Below are 14,784 nucleotides of genomic sequence, written 5' to 3' on the forward strand. Positions count from 1 at the left end.
GCGAACGACAGAGCGCGACTGCGCGACCGCAGGTGCCGCGCAGCGAAGCGGAGCGAATAGCACCGAGGACGCTCCGGCGGGGGCCGGAGCGAAAACAAATCAGGCACCCTGCGCGCGCCAGCGCTGGACGGTGCGGTAGACCGCCTCTTCCTCGCCACCGCCGTGGTTCCACAGGTCGACGAAGCTCGGGTCTTCGGATGCCGGACGCTTGCTTTCCTCGAGATTGTCGAACGCCACGCGGATCGGGATCGACACGCCCTCGCCGCAGATGATGCATTCACGGTTGCGCAGAGCCGGGATGGAATCGAGGAAACCGCGCGCGCCTTCGGGCATCGCCGCTTTTACGAACGCCTGGTCGCGATCGTTGTTGAGACGCATCGAAATGATCGTGCCGCACTGCGACAGCACGCCTTCGGCAAGGTCGGACGGGCGCTGCGTGATGAGGCCCAGCGAGATGCCGTACTTACGGCCTTCCTTGGCGATGCGGGAGAGGACACGGCCGACCGAGTTGCCGTCGGCATTCTTCTCGCTCGGCACGTAGCGGTGCGCTTCCTCGCACACCAGCAGGATCGGGGCAGTTCGCTCGTTGCGGCCCCAGATGGCGAAGTCGAACACCAGACGGCTGAGCACGGCCACCACGGTGCTGGTGATGTCGGACGGCACGCCCGACACGTCGACGATGGAAATCGGCTTGCCATCGCCGGGCATCCGGAAGATCTTGGAAATGAATTCGCCCATGGTGTCGCCCACCAGCATGCCAGAGAACATGAACTGGTAGCGCGGATCGGCCTTCAGTTCCTCGATCTTGGTCTTGATGCGCATGTAGGGGGCGGTGTTGGTCGCCTTGTCCAGCTTGCCCATCTCGTCCTGGATCAGGCTGGTAAGATCGGACAGCAGGTAGGGGATCGGCGAATCCACGGTGATCTTGCCCATCGACTGCGCAAGGCGGTTCTTGCTGCGGGCCGCGAGCAGGCACTTGGCGAGGATGTCGCGGTCGTTCTGGAGGTCGTTGCCGCTCGATTTCAGCAGCACTTCGCAGTGTTCCTCGAAATTCATCAGCCAGTAGGGCATCTGCAGGTTCGAGACGTCGAAGATCATCCCGTAGTTCTTGAACGCCGCGGAATATTCGCCGTGCGGGTCGATCATCAGCACATGGCCCTGCGGTGCCGCCTCGCAGATGCGGTGGAGGATCAGCGCAGCACTGGTGGATTTACCCGTACCGGTAGAGCCCAACAGGGCGAAGTGCTTGCCGAGCATGGCATCGATATACATGCCGGCGCGAATATCCGTGGTGGGATAGACGGTGCCGATCTGGATCGCGCTGCGTCCGTCGCTGGAATAGATCTGGCGAAGGTCCTCGGTCGTCGCGGGGAACACCAGCGCGCCGGGGACAGGATAGCGAGTCACGCCGCGGCGGAAGCTGTGGATCTTGCCGGTCAGGCGCTCTTCAAGGCCCTCCCCCATGAAATCGATATTGGCGATCACCGAATTGCCGGCACCCCTGCGATCCTGCTTCTGATCGCGAACGGAGGCTAGCAGCCAGCCGTCGCGCGTGCGAATCTTGATCTGGCTGCCGACTTGCCCTGCCAGCGCGATGGAAGGGTCGTCATGGTCCATGCACTCGTTCAGTCGCTCCAGGTCGAGTGCGATCTGCGAACCCGAACCGGCAACGTCCAGCACAACGCCGATAGGCTGGCGCGCACTTTCGAGCGAGGCTTCGTGGGCGCCCGGAGCTTCCGCTTGAAAATTCGCAGAAGCCTGAGCCGCAGGAGCCGGAGCTTGCTCGGCGCCCGTTCGCGCACCGCCATTTGCGGCAGGCACTGAATTGAAACTCGTCATGTGACCCGGCATTTCAGTCATGGATACAGCTCTCGCCCTTGGTGAATACCCGCAGGCGATAGCGCGATCGGGGTTAAGATCGCCTAAATCACAAATGCTTGGGAAAGAACGAGGCGCGGCTATACCAACGCGAACAACCGCCCGGCGGCCCAGCCCATGAAGACCGAAAGGCCGACGGCAAACAGGCCGTAGAAGAAGGAATAGTCGTTCGCCGCTTCCTCCACGCCCAGTTCGAATCCTTCCTTGAATACCTGCACTTCCGATGTGGCGGACGAAATCACCCGGCCATCGTAAATGGCAAAGGTTTCCGCGACATAGCGGCCCGCCACCACGTTGGAGGGGATGGGAATGTCGGCGCGGTAGAGCACGCCTTGCGAAATCTCCACACCCTCGTCGTATTGCGCATAGAGGCCCTGCCGCTGGCGCAGGTCTACCAGCCCTTCGGAGAACCGTTGCTGCTCCGCCGGGTCGATGGAGCCTGACGGGGAGAGCTGGAGATAGTCCAAGCCAAGTTCGTAGATCGCCGCCGTGCGTTCATCCACGATGTCCAGCACCGGACGGGAACTGGCCATGGCGTAGAACGAGGGGACGGAGCGGTAGGCGGATTCCTCGGAGTTCACCCAGATACCGAAAATCCGCTCCTTTTCGCGCAGGAGGATCGGCTCGCTCGGCCCTTTGAGCACCACGACCACGTCGTATTGCGCATCGCTGTCCGCCGGGTCCAGCACGGCGCCATAGAGAAGCAGCGTCGCGCCGGTGAAGCCCTGCTGGAGAACGATCTCGTGCTGCGAGATGTCGGGCACCAGGATGGGGTCCTCGCTCTGCGCGAAGGCGGGCATGGCTAGCAGGAGAGCCATCAGGAAAGCGAGAAGGCGCGTCATAACGGCACCACCGTATAGACCTCGTCCGGTCGCACGCCGAGGCCGAAGGCCATGCGCAGGGCAATCGCCAGCACGATCATCGCCAGGACTAGGCGCAGGTGCTCGGGCTTGGCGAAGTTGGCGATCTTCGTGCCCAGCTGCGCGCCCGTGACGGAACCGATCAGCAGGAGGCCCGCCAGCACGATATCCACCGCGCGAGTAGTGAAGGCGTGCACCATAGTCACCAGCATGGTGATGAAAAGGATGTTGAACAGGCTCGTGCCGACCACGACCTTCGCGCTCATGCCGAGGATGTAGAGCATCGCCGGCACCATGAAGAAGCCGCCACCCACACCCATCAGCATGGTCAGGATGCCCACTACCACGCCCAGGATCAGCGGTCCCAGCGGCGAGATGTAGAGGCCCGACTTGTAGAACCGCCAGCGGTAAGGAAGGCTGGCGATCATCGGGTGGTGGCGGCGCTTGGCCGCGCGCTTGCCCGTGCTGCCGTCCTTGCTTCCGCGCAGCGTTTCAAGGCTCTCGCGCGCCATCAGGCCGCCGATCGTGCCCAGCATCAGGACGTAGAGCACGTTGATGACCACGTCGATCTGACCGGCGGAGCGCAGCAGATTGAAGATCAGCGCCCCCAACAGCGCGCCCACCATGCCGCCGGCAACGGTGACGGCGCCCATCTGGTAGTCCACCCCGTCCTTGCGGCTGTGCGCGAAGACGCCGGATACACTCGCCCCCGTCACCTGCGTGGCGGCAGAGGCGGCGGCAACGGTCGGCGGAATACCGTAGAAGATCAGCAGCGGCGTGGTGAGGAAGCCGCCGCCCACGCCGAACACCCCCGAAAGGATGCCGGTCGCCACGCCAAGCGCGACGATAACGAGACCGTCTACAGCAAGATTGGCAATGGGAAGATAGACATCCATGACCCTGCGCCTAATGCAAAGGCGCGGTGGATAGAAGGTGAATGGTGGGCTGCGACTAAAAACCTGCCGTGAGTGTGAGCGCAGGGCCACTCGCTGGCTCCGCATCGCCCGCCACGCGGAAGCGATAATCGGCAGAAACGCGCCCGCGCGCAGCACCGATGCGGAAACTCACGCCTGCGCTTGGGCCAACGTCCAGTCGCTCCGCATCTTCTTGCGCCCCGCCCCACACGCCCCCACCGGCAGTCAGGCGGAAGTCGCCCGCCGAGGCCAGTTCTCGCGTAATCCGCGCTTGCCCGTCAACAAACGCCGTGGCGAATTCGCCGCTGACGTAGCCACCCTGGACATAGGCCTCGCCCGTCAGCCCGGCAGGCAGGCTGACCGGCGGCAGTTCGGTAACCGCGTAGGCAGCGCCGCGCAGTTCGGTCCCGCCATCGGTCTCGCTCACTCTCGCTTCGGCGGCGAAGCGCACCGGCAGGGAGGTCAGCAGCCTGGCCGATGCGCCCAGCGCGACGTCGGTTTCACGCTCGCCATCCAGCGCGCGCGTGGCGCGCAGGTGCAGTTGCGGCGCATGGCGGCTGCCGGGATCGAGCCGGTAGCGTAGCACGGCGCCCGCCTGGCTACGGCCATAGCTCGGCCTGCCGGACGTGATCGGCGTGGTGGTGTCCTCTCGCCACAGCGCCCACAGGTCCAGCGACCAGCGCCTGCGGGACGAACCCTGCGCGAAGTCTCGCGCGGCTTCCGGTGCTTGGATGACGCCTGGCGCTACGGGTCCGACACCGCTCTGGTAGGGCTGCGCCTGAGCGTCTCGGCGACCGACGGAGTATCCGGCAGCCAGCAGCATGGAATGCGCAATGATGCGATCGACTCCGCGAAATCCGGCCCTGCTCACGGCAGAGCGCTGCGGCCCTTGCGCTTCGCCCACCATCGGAAGCGGGGCGAAATGGGGCCGTTCGAGCATGTCCGGCAAGGGCTTTTCGATCGGTGCATAGGGTGCGGCGCCCTGGTCCAACCAGTTCGGCGCGACCGTGCTTTGCGGGATCGACTGGGCTTCGGGCGCAGCCGGTTGAGCCGCGACATGGGCGCTTGTCGGCGCAGGCTCGCTCCGCGGCAGGGCGGCGGTAAAAGGCGCTTCCCACAAGGCAACGCGCACGAGCACCCAGCTGCCCAGTACCAGGCCGAGCGACATCAGCGGCCATCCGCGCCTTGCCGGAGGAGCAGCTCTCACTGCACGCCCTCAAGCGCAACCTTGCGCGCAGGGTGTGTATCGTGCGCGGTCTTGTCCCATTCGGGTACTGCGCCGCGCAGAGTTCTCGAGTAGGAGAACAGCGCGCGGTAACCGGCCATGATCGAGATGACATTCGCCACCGGAATACGCAGCACGGCACGCAGACCTTCGCGCCAGCCGAATTCGGCGCGGGTGAAGCTGAAGCGCATCACGGCACGCCAGGCAAAGCTCGCGAGGTTGAGGCCCAGCAGTACCAGCATCAGGCCGCTCGGCTCCCAAGGGGAAACATACCCGGCTGCATGAAGGCCGGTCAGCACCAGCGCGAGCACCAGCAGCGAATAGCCCGTCAGCAGCACCAGTGCGGAGAGCGGTCCGCGCCTGTCGCGCAGGCGCATCCACCATTCGCAAGGGCCGCCGGTCCAGCCCAGCCTGTCCCACCCCTGCAGGGCGATACCGTGCATCCAGCGGGCTTTCTGGCGAACGGCAGGGCCAAGCTGGCCGGGAAAGTAGGCCCGCGTGGCGATAAGCTGCCCGTCCTCTCCGCGCACCCGCAGGAAGCGGGAGCGCCCGCCGAGCGCGGCGACTTTCACGCCCAACTCGTAGTCTTCGGTAAGCGAATCCTCGTCGAACGGCGCATCGCGGCCCGCCTTGAAGGCGATCCGGGCCAGGATGCCTCGCTCGAACGCGCAGCCGACACCCGCTGCGGGCAGGCTGGCGCCCAGCGCGTTGCGTACCACCATGGCCTTGCCGTGCGCCTCGGCAAATTCCTCGCAGTAATGACTGCCCACCCAGCGCGAATTCTTCTGCGGCATCGGGAGGACTGGAAGCTGGACGAAATGGGCGGTGGTGATGGCACGGTCGAGCAAAGCCAGCGCGGCGGCATCGACCATGTCTTCTGCGTCGTGCAGGATCACCATACGCGCCTCGCGCCCCTCGCGCAGTTCGTCCTGCCGCAGCGCATGGTAGAGCCGGTTCAGGCAATCGGCCTTGGTGGAAGGGCCGTCACGGTCGTGCACCACGATCCGCACGCGCCTGTCTTCCTGCGCTCCGCGCGCGGCGGCTTCCAGCGTGGCGGGATCGTTGCGATAGACACCGACGTAGATACGTAGGTCCCTCTGCGGCCATACGTCGAGTGCGTGGGTCAGCGTGTCGCCGATCACGGCGGCCTCCTGCCATGCCGGTACCAGGACCGCGGCCCGTCCACACAATTGCCGATAATGCACTTCTCGGCGGCTGAGCACGGGCGTTTCGGCCCGGCCCGTCAGGCGCAGCCAGAACCAGGCAATGTCCATGGCAAATTCGTCGATCGCGCCGACCAGGAAGAAAACGCCCGCAAACAGCAGCAATTCGTGCTCGACCAGCGCCAGCCAATACAGCGCGGTCGCCGCGGTATCGCCCATGATATAACCCTGCCCCCTAAGTATTTGCGCGTAGGGATAAACTTCATGACGCAAAAGGCAACACGGGTGCGTTAATCACGCGTTCAAAATCGCATGGCCGTTTTGCGGGCTTGCATATGCCGCCGATTTTGGTGAAGGGCCTTCAGCATGGCAGAACCCAGTATCGTCCGCTCCGCAGTCCGCAACTTCAAGGCCCTGTTCAAGGCCGACGCATTCGAGGGGATCCTGCTGATCGCCGTCGCCGTCGTCGCCATGGTGGTGGCAAATTCGGGGATCGCGGCACCCTATTTCGAGCTGTTCAACGGCTACCTGTGGTCCAAGGACGTGTTCTACCTGAACACCCTCCACCTGTGGATCAACGACGGGTTGATGGTGATCTTCTTCTTCGTCGTCGGACTGGAAGTGAAGCGCGAGCTGATCAGCGGCAACCTCGCCGACCCCAAGCAGCGCACCCTGCCCATCCTGGCGGCGGCTGCGGGCATGGCCGTTCCCATCGGCGTGTTCCTGGCAGTAACGGGCGGCGCGCCGGAATATCGCGCGGGCATGGCGATCCCGGCGGCGACCGACATCGCCTTCGCCATGGGCGTCATCGGCCTGCTGGGCACCCGCGTGCCAAAGTCGCTGCGCCTGTTCCTGCTGACAGTCGCCATCGTCGACGATATCGGCGCGGTGGCGATCATCGCCATCTTCTATTCCGAGCCCAAGATCATGTGGCTGCTCATCTCGCTGGGCGTCTTCATCGTCATGCTGGCGATGAACCGCTACAAGGTGCGTCACGTCTCGCTGTTCGTGATCGCCACCATCGCGCTGTGGTATTGCGTGCTCAATTCCGGCGTCCACGCCACCATCGCGGGCGTGCTGGCGGCCTTCACCATCCCGATGCAGACCAAGGACGGCTATTCGATGCTCGATAATGTCGAGCATACGCTGGTGCCATGGAGCGCCTATCTGGTCGTGCCCATCTTCGGGTTCGCCAACGCAGGTGTCAGCCTCTCCGGGCTTGGGCTGGAAGCGCTGCTCGATCCGCTGCCGCTGGCCGTGGGCGCCGGCCTGGTGATCGGCAAGCAAGTGGGCATTTTCACCACGGTCTGGGCTTCGGTGAAGCTGGGTATCGTGAAAATGCCGCCGGCGTGCTCTTGGGCGGAAGTCTGGGGCGTATCGATCCTGTGCGGCATCGGCTTCACCATGAGCCTGTTCATCGGCGAACTAGCCTTCGAAGGCACCAACGAGGCCGCCCGCCTTCTGCGTGACGAGGCCAAGATCGGCATCCTCATGGGCTCGTTGATCTCGGCCGTGCTGGGCTACACCGTCCTGCGTCTGACGACGACGCACCCGGAAGAGGAAGCGGACGATCCGACCAGCCCGGTGGTCTGAGGGCTAGTCGTCGGAAGGCAACCTAAGTGTTTGGTGCAACTGAAATATCGTTCGCGGAGGCACAGCGCCTGCTTAAAAGGTTTACGGCGGGATACGAAACATTTTACGAGCAACTGACCAGGGTCGCTCAGGATGGTGCCTGGACGGAGCCGGGAAGCGACGCGGTACTATTGTCCTATTGGCCAAACGTAGGACCGGCAGCTTTTGGCGTCGTGCTGTTCGAACCGCTCACCTTTGCCGAAATTCAGGCCTTCGAGACGGAATTCGGGCAAGAGCTACCGCCTTCACTTCGTCATTTTTATACGCACGCCAATGGTCTGCGGTTCGGCGAATTGTCGGTTTATGGGATATTATCTGAATTTACTCGAAGAAGGCGACAACCGCTGGAATTGCAAATGGGGCCGCTTTGGCGATCAAGCTATGCGGCTTGCGACAGCGATGCGATCCTCTTTGCTTCGGAGAACGTAAGCTTCGAAGGTCAAGTCGGGTATTTCATTACCAAAGCTGGGGAGATCATCGGCCGGGGAAACGGAGAGGCGGAAGCCCCCGGCGAATGTGGTCAATGGGATAGCTTAGCAGCTTGGCTTAGCGATCGAATGGCCCCGGACAAGCTGCGGTCGATATCTTCTTAAACGCAGGCATTTTCCTACAGAGTCGAACCCGGCTTAGCCCCGGCGATTCAACCGACGGCACATGCCGCGCCCTTTGGAAAACCAAATGCCCGATCCCCAGAATGTATTTCATCAACCAAACCCCGCCAACGCTCGGAAGGGTGTGGGGAATCAGGCCTTCGCGACGGGCGGGTTTTCGCCGAGATCCTCGTACCACGCTTCGACCGGGCCTTTCAGCTTGATCGTCAGCGGGCGGCCCTTGCGGTCCACCGTCTTGCCCGCCTGTACGCGCACCCAGCCTTCGGAAATGCAGTATTCCTCGATATCGGTGCGCACCCGGTCCTTGAACTTGATGCCGACGCCGCGCTGCAGCTTATCGGCATCGAAGTGTTCGCTGCGCGGGTCGATCGAAAGGTGATCGGGCGGGGTATCGCCGGAGGCGGCGGGAGTGTTTTCTTCGCTCATGGGCCAATGCCACTAGCCGCATCGGCGCAAAAATCAATCGGGCGGCAGCTTGGTGATATCGGCGGGCAGTTCGTCGGGCGACACGCCCGGCTCCCGCGTGTCGTTGGGCAATGGCTCGATCTCGTCGGGATTGGCGCCGGGCTGGTCTTCGCTGTCGGGCGTCGGGTCGATTTCATCTGGTGCATTGCCCGGAAAGTCGCTGTCGCCCGGCTTGGGGCCAGTACGGTCCGCATCGACGGGTGATTCGCCTTCGGCCATCTGGGGTGAGCCAGCCTGCTGCTGCGGCACGGTGGCTTCCTGGGAAAGGTCCGATTCATTTGCTTGCATGGTCCGTTTTTCCTTCATCTGGACGCACCGGTTGAACGGACGGTGCGATTACTGCGTTCCGCCTGCAAATTCCGCTGATCGTGCTGCTTGCCCTTTTCGCCTCATCCCCCTATGGGCACCGCTTCGTTTCGCAGGTGTCCACCTGCAAGGTTCGTCGGGCCGCGGGCGTGGCGGAATTGGTAGACGCGCTGGTTTTAGGTACCAGTATCGCAAGATGTGGGGGTTCGAGTCCCTTCGCCCGCACCAGTTCCGCAAGGCTGGTTTATCCGCCCTGTGCGAACCTTTGAAAGAGTATTGAGCAAAGGCTGACCATGCAGATTGTCGAAACCACCAACGAAGGCCTCAAGCGCGCCTACACCCTCACCATCACGGCCAAGGATATCGATGCGAAGATCGATGCCGAGGTGAAGAAGGTCGCCCCGCAGGTGCGCATGCCCGGTTTCCGCCCCGGCAAGGTGCCGGCCAACCTCGTGCGCAAGATGCACGGCGACGCCCTGCACGCCGACGTGCTGAACACCACGGTGCGCGAATCGGTGGATGGCCTGATCAAGGACAAGAAGCTGCGCCCCGCGTTGCAGCCGAAAGTGGAAATGGCCGACGGTTACGAGCAGGGCAAGGATGCCGAGCTGACCGTCGAAGTGGAAGTGCTGCCCGAAATCGAAGCGCCCTCCGTCGAAGGTCTGAAGCTGGAAAAGCTGACCGTGCCCGTCTCCGACGAGCAGATGAACGAAGCGCTGGAGCGCATCGCATCGGGCCAGAAGAGCTACAAGGACGCCGCCAAGACCAAGAAGGCCGCTGACGGCGACCAACTGATCATCGACTTCGTCGGCAGCATCGACGGTGAGGAATTCGAAGGCGGCAAGGCGGAAGACGCGCCGCTGGTGATCGGTTCGGGCCAGTTCATCCCCGGTTTCGAGGAACAGCTGACCGGCGTGAAGACCGGCGATGAGAAGACCATCACCGTTACCTTCCCCGAAGATTACCCGGCAGAGCACCTGGCGGGCAAGGACGCGCAGTTTGCCGTCACCGTGAAGCAGGTGAAAGTCGAGACCGAGAGCAAGATCGACGACGAGTTCGCCAAGGGCCTTGGCCTCGAAAGCCTCGACAAGCTGAAGGAACTGATCAGGGGCCAGATCGAGCAGGAAAGCGCCGGTCTCACCCGCACGCAGATGAAGCGCCAGCTGCTCGACAAGCTGGCTGCCGACCACGATTTCGACGTGCCGCCGACCATGGTGGAAGCCGAGTTCGAGCAGATCTGGAACCAGCTTCAGGCCGAAGCCGCCAAGGAAGAAGACCCCGAAGCCGCGCTGAAGGAAATCGAAGCCGAGAAGGACGATTACAAGCGCATCGCAGAACGCCGCGTGCGCCTTGGCCTGCTGCTGTCGGAAATCGGCCAGGCCAACGGCGTGGAGATCACCCAGCAGGAAATGCAGATGCTGATCCAGCAGGCCGCGCAGCAGTATCGCCCGGAAGACCGCGAGCGGTTTGTGGAGTATGTTCGCAGCGAGCCGATGGCCCAGGCCCAGCTCCGCGCCCCGCTCTATGAAGACAAGGTCGTCGACTTCCTGTTCGACAAGGCCGAAGTGACCGAACGCGAAGTGACGCGCGAGGAACTGGAAGCCGCGATCGAGGCAGAGGAAGAGGCAGAAGCCGACAAGGCGAAGAAGCCCGCCGCCAAGAAGAAGGCTCCGGCCAAGAAGGCTGCCGCCAAGAAGTCCGACGACAAGAAGGACGCCGACGAGAAGCCCGCCGCCAAGAAGGCTCCTGCGAAGAAGGCACCTGCCAAGAAGGCGGCAGCGAAGAAGGCTGACGATGCCGATGCCAAGCCTGCGGCCAAGAAGGCACCGGCCAAAAAAGCTCCGGCCAAGAAAGCTGCGGCCAAGAAAACTGCTGCCAAGAAGGACAGCTGAGCGCTTGCCTGATTTCCTCCCCGTGCCCGCGGCATGGGGAGGATCGGCCTTTTTGCTGGAATTTTCCTAGAAGTTGCCTGCTATGCTCAGGCGAAACGTCTGCCCGATATCCCGGCGGCGATCTTCCGTGAACAATACCGGCGCATCGCCGCGTGGCCCGGCATAAACAGTCCGGATCAGGGTCGTGTTCGCATCGAACACGTTGCCGACGCGGAAACGCACCGTGGCGCCAAGCACGTCCTTGTGCTCCACGAACACCGATCCGAACGTGCTGGGCGCGTGATCGAAGAACACCTCTTCCACGCGGTAGAACAGCGCGCGCTCAGTATCGCGGAAATCGAAACCCCAGGCATAGTCGGTTTCGGGAATGTCGTGGCGGAAATCGAGCCGCAGCTCGAACGGATTGTTGCCATCAAAGCGGCGACTGAAGCCCTCTACCGGATCGTCCAGCCATGAACCCTCAATGTCCATCTGGATATCCAGTTGGGCGCCGCGCCACCCCAGCGGCTCCAGCTCAAGCCTGCCGGTAAGGCTGGCACCCGTGCGGCGGGCATCGGCGATATTGCCACGCGCTTCGCCGCCGCCTGCAACCGGCACGATCAGCACCAGGTCCTCGATCCGTTCGTCGAAGAGGGTCAGCGTTGCCGATCCCCAGATACCGAAATTCTTCGCGACCTCCAGCGTGACGTCCCAGTTCTGCTGCGGGCGCAGGGAATTGTTGCCCGCGTTCTGCTGGTCTTCCGTCAGGTTCACACTGGCGAGGAAATCACCGAAATCGAGCTGCCCTACGCGGCGCGCGATCTCCAGGTTGATATCCAGCCCTTGCGCCGGTGCCCATGCCAGCGCCAGCGAGCCCTTTGGCCGCTGGAACGTGCGCGAGAGGGCGTTGCTGCCAGTCTGCGAAATCTGCGAATACTCGCCGCCGCCGACCATTTGCACCGAAAGGTTCTCGGTGATCGGAAAGCCGACGCTGAGCAGACCTTCATAGCGGTCCTCCCGCACGCCGCCCACGCCCTGCGGGAAGTCAAGCTCGGCATATTCCCCGACCACCGGATCGAAGGCGAAGAGGCGCCCCACCTGGTCCAGCCGGTTGAAGGCAGCCTCGCCAGAGGCCTGCCAGTCCGCGCCCCACATGCGCCAGGTATATTCGGCGCGCCCGATCCGCTCTCCGGTCTGCCGGTCGCGGGTGTACTGGGTGCCGCTGGTGGGAAGCACGCCCACGTCCAGCAGGGAGCGGGTCAGAAAGTCGCCGTCCTCGAACGCCTCCAGCGCGATCAGCTTCAGCCTGCCGGGACCGAATGGAAACTCGATGTCTGCCCCGATCTCGTAGAACAACTCGTCGTTTGTCGCGCGAAACTGTTCGAGGAAAGGATCGAGAGGATTTCCCTCCACCCGCCGTTCCGTTTCTCCGCTGCGGAAGATGCCGATGCCGCCGCTCAGGTTGAGGTTTGCGGTCACATTCGGCGAGACGGCCAATTCGAACCGGCCGGTAAGCGTCGGGCGATTGGAATCTCCCCAGGAGGCATTGTTGCGTTTGTCCACCACACCCAGCGCGTCAGTGAAGATCGCCGGCCCTTGCGAGCCGCGATAGAAGGGACTGTTTTCCAGCGCCACGGTGAAATCGAGAGGCCCCCTGCTGCCAGAGATCGACAGTTCGCCATCGAACAGGTTGGGATTGGCGATGCCTGAGTAGACTTCGGGCCGCCATTCGAACTGGCCAGTCAGGCCGCCCTGCTGGACGATGATGTTGGCCACCCGGCCCGACAGGCCCGGAATATCCAGCGTGGCCCCGTCGACAACCTCGATCCGCACCACGTTGCTGACGGGAATGCGGGCCAGCGCCGCTGCCGTGCTGGTCGATTTGCTGGATATCCGCGCCCCGTTGATCAGCAGGTTGCCCTGCGCCTGCCCGAACCCGCGACTGCCGTCACCGCTGTCGTCGATCTCGAAACCCGGAATTTCCTCGACGAGGTCGGCGGCATTGCGCGGGGCAAAGCGTTCGAAATCGGCAGGGAAATAGATTTCGCGTGCAGTCGCGCCTTCCCCTTCGCGCTCCGCCAGTTGCGGCGGCGCGGAGGCGGTGTCGGCATCGTCGGCCAGGGCCGGCACCGATGGAAAGACAAGCGCCACGGCCAGCGCCCGCAAGGCGGCCCGTGGACAGCGGATAGACACGCGAAAAACCCTCCCAGATTGATTTTGTCCGGCGCGCTATACCGAAAAGCGATCGAGGTAAAGCGGGACGATCAATCGCGAGGGGTTATTGTTCAGCCGCTACGGGCCAGGGCTGCCACGGCGCGAAACGCGGCTCGGGTATCTCGGCGCTGCGAGCACGCTCGTAAGCTGCGCCCGCTTTCAGGATGGCGTGATCGTCCCACTGGCGGCCGATGAAGGAAAGGCCGACGGGCAGGCCCTCGATATGGCCCATCGGCACGGTGAGGTGCGGGTAGCCCGCAATCGCTGCAAGGCTGCCGATCCCGATGCCACCGTTGAAATGGTCGCCAAGGACGAGGTCCACGTTCCACGCGGGGCCGCGCGTCGGCACCACCAGGAATGCGACGTCGTTTGCGGCCAGCATCGCATCGATGCCTTCCTCGCGCGCCAGCCGCCGCGACGTGGCGAGGGCCTCTTCGTAAGCCTCGGTATCTGTCGTCTCGAGCGCGGCTTCAAGAATCTCCTGCCCGAACCAGCGCATTTCGCGATCGGCATTGGCCTCGTTGAACGCGATCAGGTCTTCCAGCGAACGCACCGGAATGTCCGCCGGGCTATCTTTCAGGTAAGTGTCGATATCGCGCTGGAATTCGTGGAGCAGCACCGTGTACTCGGCCTCCCCCATCTCGCCGTTGGGCGTGAATTCCACGTCCACCAGTTCGGCCCCGGCAGCGCGCAGGTCTTCCAGCGCCTGTTCCCAGACCACGCGAAGCGGCTCGAACCCGCCATAGCGATTGCGCACCACGCCCACGCGCACGCCTTCAAGTGAGGCATCGGCCAGCCCGACGGTGAAATCGCCGTAGTACTGGTCTGCCTGCACCGTTGCCGGGTCCAGCGGGTCGCTGCCCGCGATAGCCGTCAGCAACAACGCCGCATCGGGCACGCTGCGCGTCATCGGGCCGGCGGTGTCCTGGCTTTCGCTCAGCGGCAGCACGCGGGCGCGGCTGACCATGCCGACCGTGGGTTTAAAGCCGACCACACCGTTCACGCTGGCAGGACAAGTGATGGAGCCGTCCGTCTCCGTGCCGATGGCCGCCCAGGCAAAACCCGCCGCCACGGCCGCGCCGCTGCCACTGGAAGAGCCGCAGGCGTTGCGATCGGTGGCGTGGGGATTGAGCGTCTGCCCGCCAACGCCGCTCCACCCGCTAGTGGAATTCGTGCTGCGGAAATTGGCCCACTCGGACAGGTTGGTCTTGCCCAGCACCACCCCGCCGTTGCGGCGCAGGTTGGCCACCAGCGGCGCATCGCGGCCCGTGGCGTTGTTTGCAAGCGCCAGCGAGCCTGCCGTCGTCGGCCATTCGCGAGCTTCGATGTTGTCCTTGAGCAAAACAGTGCGCCCGTCCAGCAGCGTGTCGGGCACCTGCGGCGCTTCGAGCGCGGAGAAATCGGCAACGATGATGGAATTGAGCCGCTGGTCCAGGTGGCGAATGTCGCCTTCGGATCGTCCGGTCCACGGGTCGACGACCACCGGCTCGCGCAGGGTGCCTGGCGTGGCATCGGCTCGGGGGACAACATCTTGCGCGGCAGCTGTGGCGGAAAGGAGTGCGGTGGCGGCGAGCAGCCCGAAGGTTGTTTTCATGGGCAACCTTTTGCGCTGCATTCCGGCGCTCCGCAATACCCAGCCTCAAGT

The 14,784-nt window shown here is 63.6% G+C and carries 12 protein-coding genes and 1 tRNA gene; 4 read left to right on the top strand and 9 right to left on the bottom strand.

The features are described 5' to 3' along the window. Positions 1-99: 99 nt before the first annotated feature. The 5 genes from D4Q51_RS06325 to D4Q51_RS06345 all read right to left on the bottom strand — a co-directional run bounded on the left by D4Q51_RS06325 (position 100) and on the right by D4Q51_RS06345 (position 6,259). Positions 100-1,860, bottom strand: coding sequence for an ATP-binding protein (locus tag D4Q51_RS06325; protein ID WP_240624586.1), 1,761 nt, complete (start codon positions 1,858-1,860; stop codon positions 100-102). 98 nt (positions 1,861-1,958) lie between these two features. Beyond that, a complete protein-coding gene (locus tag D4Q51_RS06330; RefSeq protein WP_120076910.1) occupies positions 1,959-2,720 on the bottom strand; it encodes a TIGR02186 family protein in 762 nt (253 codons plus the stop codon). Next, a complete protein-coding gene (locus D4Q51_RS06335) occupies positions 2,717-3,634 on the bottom strand; it encodes a sulfite exporter TauE/SafE family protein (RefSeq protein ID WP_120076911.1) in 918 nt (305 codons plus the stop codon). The genes D4Q51_RS06330 and D4Q51_RS06335 overlap by 4 nt, the downstream gene beginning before the upstream one ends. Before the next feature lie 55 nt (positions 3,635-3,689). After that, the gene (locus tag D4Q51_RS06340; protein ID WP_120076912.1) at positions 3,690-4,820 is read right to left on the bottom strand and encodes a hypothetical protein; all 1,131 of its coding nucleotides are present in this window, start codon (positions 4,818-4,820) and stop codon (positions 3,690-3,692) included. 35 nt (positions 4,821-4,855) lie between these two features. Then, entirely contained in the window at positions 4,856-6,259 is a 1,404-nt protein-coding gene (locus D4Q51_RS06345) for a glycosyl transferase family protein (RefSeq protein ID WP_120076913.1), read from the bottom strand. A 147-nt stretch (positions 6,260-6,406) separates the two neighbouring features. Here D4Q51_RS06345 and nhaA point away from each other — a divergent pair, with 147 nt between their 5' ends. Together nhaA and D4Q51_RS15660 are read left to right on the top strand one after the other, a co-directional pair. Beyond that, positions 6,407-7,633 (top strand): Na+/H+ antiporter NhaA, encoded by a 1,227-nt coding sequence (nhaA, locus tag D4Q51_RS06350; protein WP_120076914.1) that lies wholly within the window; start codon positions 6,407-6,409, stop codon positions 7,631-7,633. A gap of 26 nt (positions 7,634-7,659) precedes the next feature. Then, positions 7,660-8,265 (top strand): SMI1/KNR4 family protein, encoded by a 606-nt coding sequence (locus D4Q51_RS15660; protein ID WP_162925177.1) that lies wholly within the window; start codon positions 7,660-7,662, stop codon positions 8,263-8,265. 150 nt (positions 8,266-8,415) lie between these two features. Here D4Q51_RS15660 and D4Q51_RS06355 read toward each other — a convergent pair whose 3' ends face one another. Both D4Q51_RS06355 and D4Q51_RS06360 read right to left on the bottom strand, forming a co-directional pair. Further along, on the bottom strand, positions 8,416-8,709 hold the full coding sequence (locus D4Q51_RS06355; RefSeq protein WP_120076915.1) for a DUF3297 family protein: 294 nt from the start codon (positions 8,707-8,709) through the stop codon (positions 8,416-8,418). Between the two features lie 33 nt (positions 8,710-8,742). Continuing rightward, positions 8,743-9,036, bottom strand: coding sequence for a hypothetical protein (locus D4Q51_RS06360; RefSeq protein WP_240624587.1), 294 nt, complete (start codon positions 9,034-9,036; stop codon positions 8,743-8,745). Positions 9,037-9,197: 161 nt separating this feature from the next. On the opposite strand from D4Q51_RS06360, the gene D4Q51_RS06365 reads away from it, so the two are divergent. Both D4Q51_RS06365 and tig read left to right on the top strand, forming a co-directional pair. Beyond that, positions 9,198-9,282: transfer RNA gene (locus tag D4Q51_RS06365), tRNA-Leu, on the top strand. Between the two features lie 65 nt (positions 9,283-9,347). Beyond that, a complete protein-coding gene (tig, locus tag D4Q51_RS06370; RefSeq protein WP_120076916.1) occupies positions 9,348-10,946 on the top strand; it encodes a trigger factor in 1,599 nt (532 codons plus the stop codon). A gap of 66 nt (positions 10,947-11,012) precedes the next feature. On the opposite strand, the gene D4Q51_RS06375 is transcribed toward tig, so the two are convergent. Beyond that, positions 11,013-13,055, bottom strand: a complete 2,043-nt coding sequence (locus D4Q51_RS06375) for a TonB-dependent receptor plug domain-containing protein (RefSeq protein WP_162925179.1) — start codon at positions 13,053-13,055, stop codon at positions 11,013-11,015. A gap of 148 nt (positions 13,056-13,203) precedes the next feature. Continuing rightward, positions 13,204-14,733 carry an amidase gene (locus D4Q51_RS06380; protein ID WP_120076918.1) on the bottom strand — a complete coding sequence of 510 codons (1,530 nt, stop codon included), beginning with the start codon at positions 14,731-14,733 and terminating at the stop codon, positions 13,204-13,206. Positions 14,734-14,784 lie beyond the last annotated feature (51 nt).

This window comes from Aurantiacibacter odishensis (assembly GCF_003605195.1).
GTDB lineage: Bacteria > Pseudomonadota > Alphaproteobacteria > Sphingomonadales > Sphingomonadaceae > Alteraurantiacibacter > Alteraurantiacibacter odishensis.